Genomic DNA, 17,394 nt, shown 5'->3' with positions numbered 1-17,394 from the left:
AGCGGCCCCAAAAAATCGGGAGCGCTGCGCACTGGAGCGCCAGCCCGGTCCAACGGGAGCAAGCTCCCTCGCCACATTGGCTCACTCCTACGACGAACAACTAATCTCCAAATGCTTCCCCCAGTCCGGCGGCCGCTGGGCGTATTGTTCCATCCCCGGCTGCTCTTCAAACGGCTTGGTCAGCACTTCATGCAGCCGGCGCACTTCGCTGTAATCCCCAAGCTCAGCCGCCTGGATAGCGTTCTGCGCCAGGTAATTGCGCAGGATATAAAGCGGGTTCACCCCGTGCATCCGCTCACGCCGCTGCTCTTCTGTGCCGCTGGCTTCGCGCTCCACACGGGCCTTGTACAGCTCGGCCCACTCATCAAACCCCTTGAGGTCGACAAAATCGTCGCGCAACCGCGCCACGGCCAGTACCGCAGATTCATCTCCCAGGCGGCGGAAGAACAGGGTGTAGTCGACGCCGCTGTTCTGCATCAGTTGCAGCAGGCGCTCCACCAGCTTCTGGTCGTCATCTTCGGCGGTGGTAAGGCCCAATCGGCGGCGCATCAGGTCCAGGTAGTGCGCCTGGAACAACGGCAGATACAACCCCAGCGTTTCCCGCAACGCCTCAACGCTGATAAACGGCGTCAACGCCTGCGCCAACGCGCTCAAATTCCACTGCCCGATCGGCACCTGATTACTGAAGGAATAACGCCCTTCATGATCCGAATGGTTGCAGATGAACTGCGCGTCAAAATCATCGAGGAATGCAAACGGCCCAAAGTCGAAGGTGATGCCGAGGATCGACATGTTGTCGGTGTTCATCACGCCGTGGCAGAACCCATAGGCCTGCCATTTGGCGATCAGCTCGGCATTGCGCTCGACGATTTCGCGGAACATCGCCAGGTACGGCTCGGGCTGTTCCATGCACTCCGGGAAGTGCAACGACAACACGTGCTCCGCCAGCTCCTTCTGCAGCTCGGGTTTCTTGGTGTAGTAGAAATATTCGAAATGCCCAAAGCGCACATGGCTGTGGGCCAGGCGCAGCACCATGGCGGCCCGCTCCTGTTTCTCGCGCCACACCGGGGTGTCAGAGCCGATCACGCACAGCGCCCGACTGCTGGGAATACCCAGCGCATGCAACGCTTCCGACGCCAGAAACTCCCGAATCGACGAGCGCAGCACCGCGCGCCCATCGCCCATGCGCGAGTACGGGGTTTGCCCGGCACCCTTGAGGTGCAGGTCCCAATGCTCGCCTGCCTGGTTATATACCTCGCCCAGCAACAGCCCGCGGCCGTCGCCCAGTTGCGGGTTGTAGGAACCAAACTGATGCCCGGAATAGATCATCGCCCGCGGCTCGGCCTCGGCCCACAGCTTGTGCCCGCCAAACAGCTCGGCGAATACCGGCGTTTCGGCCACGGCAGGGTCGAGGTCCAGCAGCGTCATGGCCGCGTTGCTCGCCACCACCAGACGCGGTGCGTCGATGGGCTCGGGCAGTACGTGGGTTGAGAAACCGTCGCCCAGGCGGGCGAAGCGGTTGTCGAAGGTCAGTTCGTCGAGGGCTTTCAACGGCCATCTCCTGAGCAGAATGTCCGACCATTCTGCTGGGGATAACGCGTTTAGTCGAGTTTGGCGGGCGGCGGCTCGGGCAGGTCCTGGTCCTGGGCGGGCGGCAGGATGGTCCGGTTTTCTTCCTCTACCGGCACCAGCTTGTATTCCTGGCCATGCAGGTTTTTCAGGTAAACCTCCATCTGCCGGAACGAGATGTTGATGTGGTGGTTCTTGAACTCGCGGTTGATGAAGCGGTTGACCTCATCGATCACCGGGTTGCGGTCGCCAAGATCCCGCACATGCATGCGCAGCTCGTGGTCGAGGGTGCTTTCACCGAAGTTGAGGAAGTACACGTGGGGCGCCGGGTCCTTCAACACGCGCGGGTTTTCGGCGGCGGCCTTGAGCAGTAATTCCTTCACCAGGTCCAGGTCCGAGCCGTAGTCCACGCCCAGTTTCAGGGTGACCCGGGTGATTGTGTCGGTCAGCGACCAGTTGATCAGTTGCCCAGTGATGAACGTTTTGTTCGGGACAATGATGTCTTTGCGGTCGAAGTCGGTGATGGTGGTGGCGCGGATGCGGATCTTGCTCACCGTGCCCGACAGGTTGCCGATGGTGATGGTGTCGCCGATCCGCACCGGGCGCTCGAACAGGATCATGATGCCGGAGATGAAGTTGGCGAAGATCTCCTGCATACCAAAGCCCAACCCCACCGACAGCGCGGCCACCAGCCATTGCAATTTGTCCCAGCTCACGCCGAGGGTCGACAGGGTGGAGACAAAGCCCACGCCGGCAATTACGTAGGACAGCAACGTGGTGGTGGCGTAGGCGCTGCCCTGGGCCAGGTCGAGCTTGGACAGCACCAACACTTCCAGCAGGCCGGGCAGGTTGCGTGCCAGGGCGAAGGTGATGCCGACGATGATCAAGGCGCCGAGCAAGTCGCCGATGCTGATGGGCACCATGCTGATATTGGCGCCGGTGCCGCTGGTGTATTCGTAGAGGGTGACGTTGTCCAGGTAGGAAAATACCGAGATCAAGTCAGACCACACCCAGTACAGCGCAGCGATAAAGCCGCCGAGCAAGGCCAGGCGAATCAGGCGCATCGACTGTTCATTGACCTGTTCGATGTCCAGGGTCGGCTCTTCGATCACCGCTTCGCCATCGCCCGCTTCCTTGGCCGCCTGGCGTTTGGCCAAGGCCCGCGCGTAGGCCAGGCGCCGTGCGGCAACCCCCAGGCCTCGCACGAAGGTGGCTTCGATCACCAGCCAGAACATCAGCAGGTACAGGGTGTTGATCAGCCGGTCGCTGAGTTTCAGGGCGGTGTAGTAGTAGCCAAAACACACGGCAATAAACAGCGCGACCGGCAGCGCGGTAAACACCAGGCCGACGGCTTTGCGGAACAGCGAGGCTTTTTCGTGGGTCGGGCTATTGAGCAGCAGGCGCCCGAGCAACCAGGCCATCAAGGCGTAGCAGGTCAGTACCACGCCAATACCCAGCACGTCGTCTGCCAGTGCTGCCGGCTGGTGCTCGGCGATGGCAACTACGGCCACCAATGCCAGTACCACCAGCCCGAGCTTGCGCACCCAGCCCTGGAGGAATTCGACCTGGGGTTTTTCCCAACGGAAATGCAGCTCTGCCACACCGCCGGGCGCAAGGATTCGGTAGGCGGTGTAGAACACCAGCCACGCTTGGGCGATCTGTAGCAGGGCCGCGCCGAGGTTGGCGTTTTGCCCGCGGGCATCGATCTGCAGCGCATAGCCGCACAGCGCCAGGCCCAGCGCCACCGGCATCGCCAGCGCGATATTCACCAGGATAGCCACCGGCGTATGCCACTGGCTGTCGCGCTTGAAGTGGCCGATGTCCATGTGGATTTTTTTCAGCCGGGCATACAGGGCGCTGCGGCGCCACAGCAGGGCACCGATCAACAGCAGCAGGGGCAGGAACAGCAGAGGGCGTTGGGTCAGGCCGTCATACAGTTCGCTGACGCTTGAAGCCCACGGCAGGGTGGTCACCTGTTTGCTCAGGTGCGCCGGTACGGTTTCCAGCCATTCGGTGTCCAGCGGCTTGTTACTGGGAATCCAGAACATCTGCTCGTCGAGGGTCGCCCGCAGGGTGGTGGCGGTGCTCAGCAGTTGCTTCTGGTTCAGTTGCAGGGTGATGGATTCGTTGAGCAGTGCGCTCAGTTCCCGGCTCAGGCGCTCCAGCAGGTCGCTGCGGGTGATCGCCAGTTCCAGCAGGGTGCGCCGCAGTTGTGGCGTCACCTGGTCGGCCGGCTGGTTGGCCAGCAGGCTGTCGACGTAGGTACTCGGGGTGCTGATCAGTTCGCGCTGTTGGTTGACCTCGAACTGGTACAGGCGAATGTTGGCGATGTCGTCCGCCAGGTCGCGGTCTACGGTCAGGCGCGGCAAGGCCTGCTTCTGTTTGTAGAGGATCTTGGACAGCAACAGGCTGCCCTTGAGTACGTTGATCTGCTCGTCCAGGGCCGAGTCGCTTTGGGTCACGCTGTCCAGTTGCTGCTTGGTCTGCAGGTTTTTCTGGGTCAGTTCGTTGAGCCGGTCGGTGCTTTTGAGCAGGTAGTCGGACAGTTTCAGGTTGGCCGCGCTTTCCGTGGCCAGCAGGCTGCTGCCACCGGCCTTTTGGGCTTCGATGGATTGCTGGGTCACGGTTTCCTGGGATTGGGCCAGGCGCTTCTGGTTGATCAGGGTTTGCAGGTCCTGGATTTCCTGCTCCAGGCGGGCGGTTTTTTCCAGTACCAGGTCGTGCTGGCTGTTGCCCAGGTCTTGCAGCTGGCTGTTGCCGGCCAGTTCCTGGCGACGCAAGGGAATCAGCGCGTTGAGGGCGGCCAACTCGGCGTTCAGCTGGTTGCGCTGGTCACCGCTGAGGGTCTTGCCATTGTCTTTGCCGGCCTTGAGGGTCGCGCTGATCTGCTGGATGCGCGTCTGGCTGCTGCTGATTTCGGTTTGGGCGCGCTCGGGGCGGGTCTGCGCCGCGATGGTCAGGCTGTTGGCGTCGGCCAGTTCCTTTTGCAGGTCGCCTTGCTGGGTGGTGCGCTGCACCAGCAGTTGCTCAAGTTGCGGCACCGGCAAGGTGGCGTAGCGCTGGGCGACCGGAATTACCTTGGTGGCCTTGAGCCGGACCAGTTCGCGCTGGTTGTCGACGGTCTGGCGCGGCGCGTCTTCGAGCTGGCGCTTGAGGTCCACCAGGCGCTGCTGGTAGTCCTGCTGGTTGCCGAGGAAGGTGAGGGTCTGCTGCAGGATGGATTGCAGCGCCTTCATGTCGGCGTCGGGCAGCTTGCGGTCCGGCAGCTTGTCCAGGGTTTGCTGGACGGAGTCGATGCTGGGCGGGTCGGCCGCGTGTACGGTGCCGACGCAGAGGGTCAGGCCTAGCAGGGCAGTGGCTAAAAAGGTGCGCAGGATTGTCATAGAGACCGGTCAAGCAAGGTGATAAATAGGGGGCGTCCTGACATCGACTGGCGCGCCGTCGCCCCGCAGTTTAGAGGAAGAGTCCGGGACCCGGGCGACTTCCTTCGGGGAATCTGACGCCGACTTTGCCGATCTTGTTCCCGTCCATGACCGCGACGGTCCAGATGGTGTTGTTCCATTCCACCTGGTCGCCGACCACGGGCGCACCGCCGACTTTCTGGGTGATGAAGCGGCTCAGCGGCATGTCGGGGTCGATGCCCTCGAGCTTGAGCCCGTACAGCGCCGACACCGCGCCCAGCTGGGCGTCGCCTTCCAGTACGAAGTCGCCGAAGAAGCGCAGGTCGAGGCCCCGTTGCGGTGCCTGGCTGAACAGTTTGCCGAGGGCCGGCAGGTTGTGTTCATGGCCGATCACGCAGAGCAGATCGTCGACTTCCAGCACCGTACTACCCGACGGATGGAGCAGTTGTTGGCCGCGAAACAGCGCAGCGATCCGCGTGCCTTCGGGCATTTTCAGTTCGCGAAGGGCCGCACCGATGCACCATTTTTCGGCACCCAGGCGATAGACGAACAGCTCCCACTCGCTGGTGACGTGCACTTCCAGGGCCGCCCGGGAAATCGGCGCAGGCTCGGGCGGTACCGTCACTTTCAACAATTTGGCGACCCACGGCAGGCTCGTGCCTTGTACCAGCAACGACACCAGCACGATAAAGAACGCCAGGTTGAAGTACAGCTGGGCGTGGGGCAGGCCGGCCATCAGCGGGAACACCGCCAGGATGATCGGTACCGCGCCGCGCAGGCCGACCCAGGCGATAAAGGCTTTCTCTCGACCATGGAAGGCCTTGAACGGCAGCAGGCCGACGATCACCGACAGCGGCCGTGCGAAGAGAATCATCCACAGCGCCAGGCCCAGGGCCGGCAGCGCAATGGGCAGCAGGTCATGGGGCGTGACCAGCAGGCCCAGCACCAGGAACATGCCGATCTGTGCCAGCCAGGCCATGCCGTCGAGCATATGCAAGATGCCATGACGGCTGCGCACCGGGCGGTTGCCGATCACCAGGCCGCACAGGTACACGGCGAGGAAGCCGCTGCCGTGCAAGGCGTTGGTCAGGGCAAACACGAACAGGCCGCCGGAAATCACCAGGATCGGGTACAGGCCGTTGGCCAGGTTGATCCGGTTGACCATCTGCAGCATCAACCAGCCACCGCCCAGGCCGATGATGCCGCCGATCCCGAATTCGCGGATCAGGTGCGTCAGCAGGCTCCAGTGCAGGCCGGTCTGGCCGCTGGCGAGCATGTCGATCAGGGTGACGGTGAGGAACACCGCCATCGGGTCGTTACTGCCGGATTCGATTTCCAGGCTGGCGGTGACCCGTTCGTTCAGGCCTTTGCCGCCCAGCAGCGAGAACACGGCGGCGGCGTCCGTGGAGCCGACGATGGCGCCGATCAGCAGGCCTTGAATGATGTTGAGGTTGAACAGCCAGGCGGCTGCCATGCCGGTGAGACCGGTGGTGATCAGCACCCCGACCGTCGCCAGGGACAACGCGGGCCAGAGCGCCACGCGGAAACTGGCTACCCGTGTTCGCAGGCCGCCATCGAGCAGGATCACGGCCAGGGCGAGGTTGCCCACGAGGTAGGCGGTAGGGTAGTTATCGAAGATGATGCCGCCGCCGTCGACGCCGGCGATCATGCCCACGGCCAGGATGATCACCAGGATCGGGATCCCCAGGCGGGACGAAAGAGAACTCACCAGAATGCTCGCACCTACCAGCAACGCGCCGATCAAGAACAGGCTGTTGATGGTCGTCGCATTCAAAGGCAGTACTCCATGAGCAGGAAAGACGAGGCGCAAACTGACCATGCAGTCTGCGTGCCAGCGATTCTAACCTGTTGAATTGCTGTGCTGTCAAAAAAGGTGTTGGGGATGTACGCAGGTCAAATGTGGGAGCTGGCTTGCCTGCGATCGCGGTGTGTCAGTCACTGGAGATCGTGACTGTCAGATTGCTATCGCAGGCAAGCCAGCTCCCACAAGGGATCACCGGTGTCAGTTAAAGCCGGAACCGCCCCACCATCCCGTTCAAATCCACCGCCAACCGCGACAGCTCACTGCTCGCCGCACTCGTCTGGCTGGCCCCGGTCGCCGATTGCACCGACAAATCGCGGATATTCACCAGGTTGCGATCCACTTCCCGCGCCACCTGCGCCTGTTCTTCAGCAGCGCTGGCGATCACCAGGTTGCGCTCGTTGATTTCAACGATGGCGGTATTGATGGTATCCAGCGACATCCCCGCGCCCTTGGCGATGTTCAACGTCGATTCCGCACGCTCGGTGCTGTTGCGCATCGAATCCACCGCATGCTCGGTACCGGCCTGAATGCTGCCGATCATCCGCTCGATTTCGCTGGTGGACTGCTGGGTGCGATGGGCCAGGGCCCGCACTTCATCCGCCACCACCGCAAAACCACGCCCGGCTTCACCGGCGCGCGCCGCTTCAATCGCCGCGTTCAGGGCCAGCAGGTTGGTCTGGTCGGCCAGGCCGCGAATCACGTCCAGCACCTTGCCGATGTCCCGGGACTCTTCCGCCAGGTTGCCGATCAGGGTGGCAGTGGCTTGCACATCGCTGCTCATGCGCTCGATGGCGCTGACGGTTTCCTGCACCAGATCACGGCCATCGCCCGCAGACGAAGTGGCGTTTTTCGAGGCTTCGGAGGTGCTGACCGCGTTGCGGGCCACTTCTTCAACCGCGCTGGTCATCTCGTTCACCGCCGTGGCGGCCTGTTCGATTTCGTTGTTTTGCTGGGTCAGGCCGCGGGCGCTTTCGTCGGTCACGGCGTTCAGCTCTTCCGCGGCGGAGGCCAGTTGGGTGGCCGAGCCGGAAATGCGCTGCAAGGTGTCCTTCAGCTTGTCCTGCATCTTGGCCATCGCCAGCAGCAGCCGGCCGGCTTCGTCGTTGCCTTCCACCTTGATCGGGCGGGTGAGGTTGCCTTCGGCGATTTCCTCGGCGGCGTCCAGGGCCTGGGCGATCGGCTGGGTGATGCTGCGGGTCAGCAGCCAGGCGAACAGCATGGTCAGCGCAGTGGCCAGGATCAGCAGGATCACCACCAGCTCAAAGGCCATGTCGTACTGGTCGGCGGCTTGCTGGTTGGTGGCCAGGGCCATCTTGTTGTTGATGTCCAGCAGGCGGTTCAATACGGCGTTGACCTGATCCGAGTTGCTCAGCAGCTCGGTGTTCAGCAGCGTGCGCAGTTCTTCCACCTGATTGGCCCGGGACAGGCTCTTCATGCGCTCTTCGATCTGATGGTACTGGGCCAGCAGGCGCACGTATTCATCGTAGGCAGCACGTTCTTCGCTGCTATCGATGAGTTTTTCGTAGATGCCCTGCGCGGTGCGGATCTGCTGGTTGCGCACGTCAAACGACTCAAGGGTCTTTTGCTGGACGTCGGGCTCGCGGTTGGTCAGCAAGCGATAGGACAGCACCCGCAGACGCAGGGTCAGCTGGGTGAACTCATCCAGGGCACGAATGCTCGGCACGCTGCTCAGGGTGATGTCTTGCGTCGCCGCGCGAATCTTGCTCATCTGGTTCAACGCGAACACGCCGAGAAACAACATCAGCGCGCCAATCAACGCGAAGCCGAGGAAGGCTCGCGGCGCGATATTCATATTACGAAGAGACATGCTGTGATCCTGGGGAGAAGCGCGATCCATGCGGGGTTTGGGCGGGGTGTCCATGACCTATCGGTCATACGACTAAAGTCTTGAGGGGGTGCGCGCTTTTGTCGCAGATTTGGACGGGCCGACGGGATTCAGGAACCAGATGCCATAAATGCAGTCACTAAGGCTCGAAAGCGTGGCCTGCCCTGTAAAATCAAGGCCCCGCGCCGGGGATAACCCTGGCATCCGAGGTGAATTTTCTTTATCGTCACCGCCCTTTGAAAAAGCCCGAGAAATCAAAATGTTAGAAGCATCCCTCAGCCAACTGGAACAACTGGTCAGCGACCTGGTACAGCAGAACCAGGATCTGCTGGGCACCAACGAATCCCTCAAGGCCGAACTGGCTCGCGCCAAGGATGAAAACGACAGCTTGCAGCTGAACCTGATGGAACAGGAAGAAAAGCAGGGCGCCACCGCTGCCCGTATCCAGGCGTTGGTTGAGCGTGTGAGCGCAGGTCCTGTCAGCGCATGAATGAAGGGATAAAGGTCGTTTCGATTCTCGGTGAGGATTACTCGATCAAGGCGCCGGAGGGGGAAGACAACACCCTGATGAGCGCCGTGACGATGCTCAAGGCATCCCTGGCCACCACCAAGAAAAAGTACCCGACGCTGATCGGTGACAAGCTATTGGTGCTGGCGGCGCTGAACCTGTGCGCCGAGCAGATCGAAATGCAAAAGCACCACCAGCAGGAACTCGACCGTTACCAAGAGCAAGTCAGCGCCACGGTCGAGGTGATTTCCAAGGCGATCGGAACGCCTTAGAACCACTCATCCTGCATCCCCAGGCACGTGTCATCACGTGCCTCGAGAATCGCCAGTTCATGATGGCAGCCCGGTATTTCCCACGTCAGGAAGTACCGGGCGGCCTGGAGCTTGCCCTTATAGAAGGCGACATCGGCAGCATTGCCTTTGGCCAGCCCTTCCTCGGCGCGAATCGCCTGTTCCAGCCAGCGCCAGCCAATCACCGTATGCCCGAACACTTTCAGGTACAGCGCCGAATTCGCCAGGCTGCTGTTGACCTTGCCCTGGGCGAGATCCGTCAGCAGGCCGAGGGTGACACTTTGCAGGCGTGCCACCAACTGTTCCAGCGGTTCCCGCAAGGCGGTCAGCGACGGGTATTCCTGTGCCCGCGCGCCGGTCTCGGCGATCAGGCGAATCAGTTGCTTCAAGCCCGCGCCGCCGTTCTGCGCCAGCTTGCGTCCCAATAGATCCAGCGACTGAATGCCGTGGGTGCCCTCATGGATCGGGTTCAGGCGGTTGTCGCGGTAGTACTGTTCCACCGGGTATTCGCGGGTGTAGCCGTGGCCGCCGAGTATCTGGATCGCCAGCTCGTTGGCCTTCAGGCAAAACTCCGACGGCCAGGATTTGACGATCGGCGTCAGCAGATCCAGCAGTTCGTGGGCCTGTTTGCGCTCGGTTTCGGTGGTGAGCGTCGTGGTGTCATCGAACAGTCGCGCGGCATACAGACCGAGGTCGAAGGCGCCTTCCACGTAGGCTTTTTGCGTCAACAGCATGCGCTTGATATCGGCGTGCTGGATGATCGACACCGGCGCGGTGTTGGGATCCTTGCTGTCGGGCAGGCGGCCTTGGGGGCGTTCGCGGGCGTACTCCAGGGAATACAGGTAGCCAGCGTAACCGAGCATCACGGCGCCCATGCCGACGCCGATCCGCGCCTCGTTCATCATCTGGAACATACAGCTCAGGCCCTGGTGCGGCTTGCCCACCAGATAGCCGACACACTCGCCGTTATCGCCGAAGTTCAGCGCAGTCGACGTGGTACCGCGCCAGCCCATCTTGTGAAACAGCCCGGCCAGCAGCACATCGTTGCGTTTGCCCAGGCTGCCGTCGTCGTTGACCAGGAATTTGGGCACGATAAACAGCGAAATGCCCTTCACTCCGGCGGGCGCGTCCGGCAGCTTGGCCAGCACCATGTGCACGATATTTTCCGACAGCGGGTGATCGCCGCCGGAGATGAAGATCTTGTTGCCCTTGAGGCGATAGCTGCCGTCAGCTGCCGGCTCTGCGCGGGTGCGAATATCCGACAGTGATGAACCGGCATGGGGCTCGGTCAGGGCCATGGTGCCGAAGAAGCGGCCTTCGATCATCGGTTGCAGGAAGCGTTGCTTCTGCTCCTCGGTGCCGAAGCTCTCGATCAGGTTGGCGGCGCCCATGGTCAGGAACGGATAGGACGTGGAGGCGGCGTTGGCCGACTGGAAGTGTGCGAAACAGGCCTGGGAGAGCAGGGTCGGCAGCTGCATGCCACCGGCTTCGAAGCTGCGGGCGGCATTGAGAAAGCCGGCTTCGAGGAAGGCATCCACGGCCGGTTTCACCTCAGGAATCAGAATCGCCTGACCGTTCTCGTAGCGCGGTTCGTTCTCGTCACCCTTGCGGTTGTGCGGCGCGAAGAATTTCTCGGCAATGCTGCGGGCGGTGCCGATGGCGGCGTCGAAGGTTTCGCGGTTGTGTTCGGCAAACCGCTCGCGCTGGGTCAGGCCCTCGGCATCGAGGACTTCGTACAGCTCGAAAGCCAGATTGCGGGAACTGAGCAGCGTCTCGGACATGGCGGCTTACCTGTGTGGGAATAGGCCTGAGTCTAAGTGCGCAAATAGAGGCTGGATAGCAAGATTGATCTGGGTGATGGAGGGGCAAAACAACAGCGGTGAGTTGCAAACACGGTCAGTGTGGGAGCTTTTGTGGGAGCCGGGCTTGCCCGCGATGCAGGCACCTCGATGTGTCAGATACACCGAGGTGATGCCATCGCAGGCAAGCCAGCTCCCACATAAGCCAGCTCCCACATTTCGACCGCGTTTTGTCAGTTAGCCGATGGTCATCAGGCTGGCGTTACCGCCCGCCGCCGCAGTGTTGACGCTCAGCGCGCGCTCGATCACCAGGCGCTCCAGGGCAATCCCGGTTTCGCCCGAAGACAAGCCGTGAACCCCGACAATCGCCCCGCCACGCTTGGCCACTTGCTGGCAAACCCCACGCAGTTGGTCGGAATCGCCGTGATGCAGTACGGCATCAAACACGGTTTCATCCTTGGTCCAGTCAGCCACTCGCGTGATCTTCGCCTGAATATCCTTCGGCAGGCGTGCGAACACGGCCTTGGTCAATTCAGTTTCCGGCCATACCGCCGAGCTGCCGACTGCCAGCACGGCGGCCAGTTGCGTCAGCAGGTCGCCTTCCACTTCCGCCAGGCACAACACGTGCTCGCGGGGCAGGATGGCGTAGCTGTTGCGCTCGCCGGTCGGGCCGGCCAGTTGGCGGGTGATACCGCTTTGGGATTGCGCGGCGAACTGTACGCACAGGGCGCTCAAGTCGCTGAGCTTGTTGCTGTCGGCCCAGGTTTGCAGGGCGGTCAGCGGCTTGCTCATGGCATCCCGCAGGCGTACATCCGGTGCGGCCAGAGCATCACCGCGAACGAAGGATTGCTCGATGGCATCCGTAGGACGTGTCGACAGCAGGCGGTACAGGTACAGCGGGCCGCCAGCTTTAGGGCCGGTACCCGACAGGCCTTCGCCGCCGAACGGCTGCACGCCGACCACGGCACCCACGATGTTGCGGTTCACGTAGACGTTACCGGCATGGACGTTGTCGATCACCTTGGCGATGGTCTCGTCGATACGGGTGTGCACGCCCAGGGTCAGGCCATAGCCGGAGGCATTGATCTGGCCGATAAGCTGGTCGATCTCTTTACGCTTGTAGCGCACCACGTGCAGCACCGGGCCGAAGATCTCCCGCTGCAACTCGTCGAAGCTTTCCAGTTCGATCAGGGTTGGCATCACGAATGTGCCGCGCTTGACCTCTTCGCTGTCGGCAATGGCCACCTGGTAAACGTTGCGGCCTTTGTCGCGCATGGCCTGGATGTGTTTCTCGATGCCAGCCTTGGCTTCGGCGTCGATCACCGGGCCGATATCCACCGACAGGCGTTCCGGGTTACCGAGGCGGCACTCAGCCATTGCCCCTTTCAGCATTTCGATCACGCGATCAGCGGAATCTTCCTGCAAGCACAGTACGCGCAGGGCCGAGCAGCGTTGGCCGGCGCTGTCGAAGGCCGACGACACCACGTCGATGACCACTTGTTCGGTCAGCGCCGAGGAGTCGACGATCATCGCGTTCTGGCCACCGGTTTCGGCGATCAGCGGGATCGGACGACCTTGTGCATCCAGGCGACCGGCGACGTTGCGTTGCAGCAGGCGCGCCACTTCGGTGGAACCGGTGAACATCACGCCCTTGACGCGATCGTCACCCACCAGGCGGGCACCGACGGTTTCGCCCTGGCCCGGCAGCAGTTGCAGCACGCCTTCCGGAATCCCGGCTTCCAGCAGCAGGCGCACGGCTTGTGCGGCCACCAATGGGGTTTGCTCAGCCGGCTTGGCCAGTACCGGGTTACCGGCGGCCAGTGCAGCGGCAACCTGGCCACTGAAGATCGCCAGCGGGAAGTTCCACGGACTGATGCACACCACCGGGCCCAATGGGCGGTGGGCGTCGTTGGTGAAGTCGTTGCGGGCCTGCACTGCGTAGTAACGCAGGAAGTCCACGGCTTCACGCACTTCGGCGATGGCGTTGGCGAAGGTCTTGCCGGCTTCGCGGGCCAGCAGGCCCATCAGTGGCTGGATCTCGCCTTCCATCAAATCAGCGGCACGTTCCAGGATCGCGGCGCGTTCGGCGGGCGGGGTGGCCTGCCAGATTGGCCCTGCGTTCAAGGCGCACTGGATAGCGTTGTCGACGTCTTCGACGGTGGCTTCCTGTACGTGGCCGACCACGTCACGCAGGTCGGACGGGTTCAGCACCGGCACTGCGGCTTCATTGCTGGAAGCGCAACCGAGCATCGGCGCGGCTTTCCAGCTGTTGTGGGCGGTAGCCAGCAGGGCGCAGGACAGCGACGCCAAACGGTGTTCGTTGGCCAGGTCGATACCGGCGGAGTTGGCGCGCTCGGCACCATACAGGTCGCGGGGCAGCGGGATACGCGGGTGCGGCAGGCCGAAGCCGCCTTCCAGCGTCGCCATCTGCTCGATGCTGGCCACTGGATCCGCCACCAGCTCCTGGATCGAGATGGATTGGTCGGCGATACGGTTGACGAACGAAGTGTTGGCGCCGTTTTCCAGCAGGCGACGCACCAGGTAGGCCAGCAATGTTTCGTGGGTACCGACCGGTGCGTACACGCGGCACGGACGGTTCAACTTGCCTTCGGAGACCTTGCCTACAACCTGCTCGTAGAGTGGTTCACCCATGCCGTGTAGGCATTGGAACTCGTACTGGCCGGGGTAATAGTTCTGACCGGCGATGTGGTAGATCGCCGACAGCGTATGGGCGTTGTGGGTGGCGAACTGCGGGTAAATAACTTCCGGTACCGAGAGCAGCTTGCGTGCGCAGGCAATGTAGGAAACGTCGGTGTACACCTTGCGGGTGTACACCGGGTAGCCTTCCAGGCCTTCGACCTGGGCGCGCTTGATTTCGCTGTCCCAGTACGCGCCTTTCACCAGGCGGATCATCAGGCGATGGCGGCTGCGGCGCGCCAGGTCGATCACGTAGTCGATCACATACGGGCAACGCTTCTGGTAAGCCTGGATCACGAAGCCGATGCCGTTCCAGCCGGTCAGTTGCGGCTCGAAGCACAGGCGTTCCAGCAGGTCGAGGGACAGCTCCAGGCGGTCGGCTTCTTCGGCGTCGATGTTTAAACCGATGTCGTATTGCTTGGCCAGCAGCGTCAGGGACAGCAGGCGCGGGTACAGCTCGTCCATCACGCGCTCGTACTGCGCACGGCTGTAACGCGGGTGCAGGGCCGAAAGCTTGATGGAGATGCCCGGGCCTTCATAAATCCCACGGCCGTGGGACGCTTTGCCGATCGAGTGGATGGCTTGTTCGTACGAGGCCAGGTATTTCTGCGCGTCGTGTTCGGTGAGTGCGGCTTCACCGAGCATGTCGTAGGAATAGCGGAAGCCCTTGGCTTCGAACTTGCTCGCATTGGCCAGGGCTTCGGCGATGGTTTCGCCGGTGACGAACTGCTCGCCCATCAGGCGCATGGCCATGTCGACGCCCTTGCGGATCATCGGCTCGCCGCTCTTGCCGATGATGCGGCTCAGGGACGAGGTCAGGCCGGCTTCGTTATGGGTGGCGACCAGTTTGCCGGTCAGCAGCAGGCCCCAGGTGGCGGCGTTGACGAACAGCGACGGGCTGTTGCCCAAGTGTGGGTGCCAGTTGCCGGTGCTGATCTTGTCGCGGATCAGCGCGTCGCGGGTACCCTTGTCCGGGATGCGCAGCAGTGCTTCGGCGAGGCACATCAGCGCGACGCCTTCCTGGGACGACAGGGAGAATTCTTGCAGCAAGCCCTGGACGATGCCTGCACGGCCGCCGGCGCTTTTCTGATTGCGCAGTTTTTCGGCGATCGAGGAGGCGAGCTTGTTGGTGGCTTCGGCCATTGCCGCTGGCAGGCGAGCCTGCTCGATCAGCATCGGTACCACTTCCGGCTCCGGGCGACGGTAAGCGGCGGTGATCGAGGCACGCAGCACGGATTGCGGCAGGATGCTCTCGGCGAACTCCAGGAAGCACTGGTGGGCGTGGTCGGTCTGGACCTCACCGGCTTCTTCTGCGTCCTTGCTGGCCAAGCCGTTGAGCTCGGCCAGGGTTGCACCACCCTCGAGTTTCTCCAGGTAATTGAAAATCGCCTGCTTGATCAGCCAGTGCGGCGTGCGATCAATGGAGGTCGCGGCCGCCTTCAGGCGCTCGCGGGTCGGGTCGTCAAGTTTGACCCCAAGGGTGGTCGTAGCCATCTTTTTATCCTCATGGGTGCCACTACCGCGTGGCATCAGCTGGCGGCAAGATTAGCTTTGCGCCGAGAGAGGTGCAACCGGGTGCAACCCTTTTTATCCATGATTTTTTTGATGCTGATCGGGAAAATTTATCGCCGCAGCCGAATCGGCTGCGCCTTGGTGCAATTGGTTCTGACTTTGGCTGTGCTTGCTCCGAAAAGGAGCAAAAACACGGTGTTTTCTTAAAAAAACATCAAGGTGCAACTTATTCTCAAGAAACTGGTTGCACCTTATTTACTTTGTTGAATAGCATTCGCGCCCAAGGTGCAACCTCTTACGGACGGTTCATCGGCTGATGGCTTTCCTGGGGAAACGTCAGTCATAAATGCGCGGCGCCAGGCTTCGTCTATCCACTTGCGAGTGGGTGGCCGTCCTGACAGACCGCCGCTACATAAAAACAAAGCCAGGGCGTAACTCAATGAGCGTAAGTAATCCTACCTTGATCACATTTGTGATCTATATCGCTGCCATGGTGCTGATCGGCTTCATGGCCTATCGCTCCACCAATAACCTTTCCGACTACATTCTGGGCGGTCGCAGCCTCGGCAGCGTGGTCACCGCGCTCTCGGCCGGCGCCTCGGACATGAGCGGCTGGTTGCTGATGGGCTTGCCCGGCGCGATCTACATGTCTGGCCTGTCGGAAAGCTGGATCGCCATCGGCCTGATCGTTGGTGCCTACCTGAACTGGCTGTTTGTAGCCGGTCGCCTGCGGGTGCAGACCGAGCACAACGGCGACGCCCTGACGCTGCCGGATTACTTCTCCAGCCGTTTCGAAGATAAAAGCGGCCTGCTGCGGATCATCTCTGCAGTGGTGATCCTGGTGTTCTTCACCATTTACTGCGCTTCCGGCATCGTGGCCGGCGCCCGCCTGTTTGAAAGCACCTTCGGCATGTCCTACGAGACCGCGCTGTGGGCCGGTGCTGCCGCGACGATTGCCTACACCTTTGTCGGTGGTTTCCTGGCGGTGAGCTGGACAGACACCGTACAAGCCACGCTGATGATCTTCGCCCTGCTGCTGACTCCGATCATCGTGCTGCTGGCCACCGGTGGCGTCGATACCACCTTCCTGGCGATCGAAGCGCAGAACCCTGACAACTTCAACATGCTGAAAAACACCACCTTCATCGGCATCATTTCGCTGATGGGCTGGGGCCTGGGTTACTTCGGCCAGCCGCACATCCTCGCGCGTTTCATGGCGGCGGATTCGGTGAAGTCGATTGCCAATGCGCGTCGTATCTCCATGACCTGGATGATCCTGTGCCTGGGTGGCACCGTGGCGGTGGGCTTCTTCGGTATCGCCTACTTCTCGGCGCACCCGGAAGTCGCCGGCCCCGTGACCGAGAACCACGAGCGTGTGTTCATCGAACTGGCCAAGCTGCTGTTCAACCCGTGGATTGCCGGTGTGCTGCTGTCGGCCATCCTGGCGGCGGTAATGAGCACTCTGAGCTGCCAGTTGCTGGTGTGCTCCAGCGCCCTGACCGAAGACTTCTACAAAACCTTCCTGCGCAAAAACGCCTCTCAGGTTGAACTGGTATGGGTCGGTCGTGCCATGGTGCTGCTGGTGGCGCTGATCGCCATCGCCATGGCCGCCAACCCGGAAAACCGCGTGTTGGGCCTGGTGAGCTACGCCTGGGCCGGTTTTGGTGCTGCGTTCGGTCCTGTAGTGCTGATCTCCGTCCTGTGGAAAGGCATGACGCGCAATGGCGCGCTGGCCGGCATCCTGGTGGGCGCGATCACGGTGATCGTGTGGAAGCACTTCAGCCTGTTGGGCCTGTACGAAATCATCCCGGGCTTTATCTTCGCGAGCCTGGCAATTTACTTCGTGAGCAAGCTGGGCGCGCCGACGGCTGGCATGGTTCAGCGGTTTGATGCGGCCGAGGCGGATTACAACCTCAACAAGTAATCGGCGGGGGCTTGAAGGCCCGC

The 17,394-nt window shown here is 61.8% G+C and carries 9 protein-coding genes and 2 pseudogenes; 4 read left to right on the top strand and 7 right to left on the bottom strand.

Going from position 1 to position 17,394, the window contains the following annotated elements:
* Positions 1-87: 87 nt before the first annotated feature.
* The 5 genes and pseudogenes from selO to M2400_RS33460 all read right to left on the bottom strand — a co-directional run.
* Entirely contained in the window at positions 88-1,551 is a 1,464-nt protein-coding gene (gene selO / locus M2400_RS04405) for a protein adenylyltransferase SelO (RefSeq protein ID WP_259195259.1), read from the bottom strand.
* 50 nt (positions 1,552-1,601) lie between these two features.
* Positions 1,602-4,952, bottom strand: a complete 3,351-nt coding sequence (gene mscK / locus M2400_RS04400; RefSeq protein WP_177041168.1) for a mechanosensitive channel MscK — start codon at positions 4,950-4,952, stop codon at positions 1,602-1,604.
* A gap of 70 nt (positions 4,953-5,022) precedes the next feature.
* On the bottom strand, positions 5,023-6,765 hold the full coding sequence (locus M2400_RS04395; protein ID WP_177041170.1) for a potassium/proton antiporter: 1,743 nt from the start codon (positions 6,763-6,765) through the stop codon (positions 5,023-5,025).
* Between the two features lie 232 nt (positions 6,766-6,997).
* A pseudogene (locus M2400_RS33465) lies at positions 6,998-7,597 on the bottom strand (methyl-accepting chemotaxis protein); the annotation flags it as partial.
* A 306-nt stretch (positions 7,598-7,903) separates the two neighbouring features.
* Positions 7,904-8,557 (bottom strand): annotated as a pseudogene (locus M2400_RS33460) (MCP four helix bundle domain-containing protein); the annotation flags it as partial.
* Positions 8,558-8,900: 343 nt separating this feature from the next.
* Between M2400_RS33460 and M2400_RS04385 the strand changes: the two are divergent.
* Both M2400_RS04385 and M2400_RS04380 read left to right on the top strand, forming a co-directional pair.
* Complete coding sequence (locus M2400_RS04385) at positions 8,901-9,131, top strand: hypothetical protein (RefSeq protein WP_003209413.1); 231 nt, start codon at positions 8,901-8,903, stop codon at positions 9,129-9,131.
* Complete coding sequence (locus M2400_RS04380; RefSeq protein ID WP_003209415.1) at positions 9,128-9,421, top strand: cell division protein ZapA; 294 nt, start codon at positions 9,128-9,130, stop codon at positions 9,419-9,421. The genes M2400_RS04385 and M2400_RS04380 overlap by 4 nt, the downstream gene beginning before the upstream one ends.
* Here the strand turns inward: M2400_RS04380 and M2400_RS04375 are convergent.
* Together M2400_RS04375 and putA are read right to left on the bottom strand one after the other, a co-directional pair.
* Complete coding sequence (locus tag M2400_RS04375) at positions 9,418-11,220, bottom strand: acyl-CoA dehydrogenase (RefSeq protein WP_177128766.1); 1,803 nt, start codon at positions 11,218-11,220, stop codon at positions 9,418-9,420. The genes M2400_RS04380 and M2400_RS04375 overlap by 4 nt on opposite strands.
* A gap of 255 nt (positions 11,221-11,475) precedes the next feature.
* Positions 11,476-15,429 carry a trifunctional transcriptional regulator/proline dehydrogenase/L-glutamate gamma-semialdehyde dehydrogenase gene (gene putA / locus M2400_RS04370; protein WP_259195261.1) on the bottom strand — a complete coding sequence of 1,318 codons (3,954 nt, stop codon included), beginning with the start codon at positions 15,427-15,429 and terminating at the stop codon, positions 11,476-11,478.
* Positions 15,430-15,458: 29 nt separating this feature from the next.
* On the opposite strand from putA, the gene M2400_RS04365 reads away from it, so the two are divergent.
* Complete coding sequence (locus tag M2400_RS04365) at positions 15,459-15,764, top strand: hypothetical protein (protein ID WP_177120432.1); 306 nt, start codon at positions 15,459-15,461, stop codon at positions 15,762-15,764.
* Between the two features lie 122 nt (positions 15,765-15,886).
* On the top strand, positions 15,887-17,371 hold the full coding sequence (putP, locus tag M2400_RS04360) for a sodium/proline symporter PutP (RefSeq protein ID WP_010169263.1): 1,485 nt from the start codon (positions 15,887-15,889) through the stop codon (positions 17,369-17,371).
* Positions 17,372-17,394: the final 23 nt, after the last annotated feature.

The sequence above is a fragment of the Pseudomonas sp. BIGb0558 genome, assembly GCF_024807515.1.
Taxonomy (GTDB): Bacteria; Pseudomonadota; Gammaproteobacteria; order Pseudomonadales; family Pseudomonadaceae; genus Aquipseudomonas; species Aquipseudomonas yamanorum_A.
Note: the sequence above shows the minus strand (reverse complement) of the source record. Positions and strands in the feature narration are given on the sequence as shown.

Coding starts and splice junctions, on each gene's coding strand:
- putA (WP_259195261.1), bottom strand. CDS start 15,429: ATGGCTACGACCACCCTTGGGGTCAAACTTGACGACCCGACCCGCGAG.
- putP (WP_010169263.1), top strand. CDS start 15,887: ATGAGCGTAAGTAATCCTACCTTGATCACATTTGTGATCTATATCGCT.
- M2400_RS04380 (WP_003209415.1), top strand. CDS start 9,128: ATGAATGAAGGGATAAAGGTCGTTTCGATTCTCGGTGAGGATTACTCG.
- mscK (WP_177041168.1), bottom strand. CDS start 4,952: ATGACAATCCTGCGCACCTTTTTAGCCACTGCCCTGCTAGGCCTGACC.
- M2400_RS04375 (WP_177128766.1), bottom strand. CDS start 11,220: ATGTCCGAGACGCTGCTCAGTTCCCGCAATCTGGCTTTCGAGCTGTAC.
- M2400_RS04385 (WP_003209413.1), top strand. CDS start 8,901: ATGTTAGAAGCATCCCTCAGCCAACTGGAACAACTGGTCAGCGACCTG.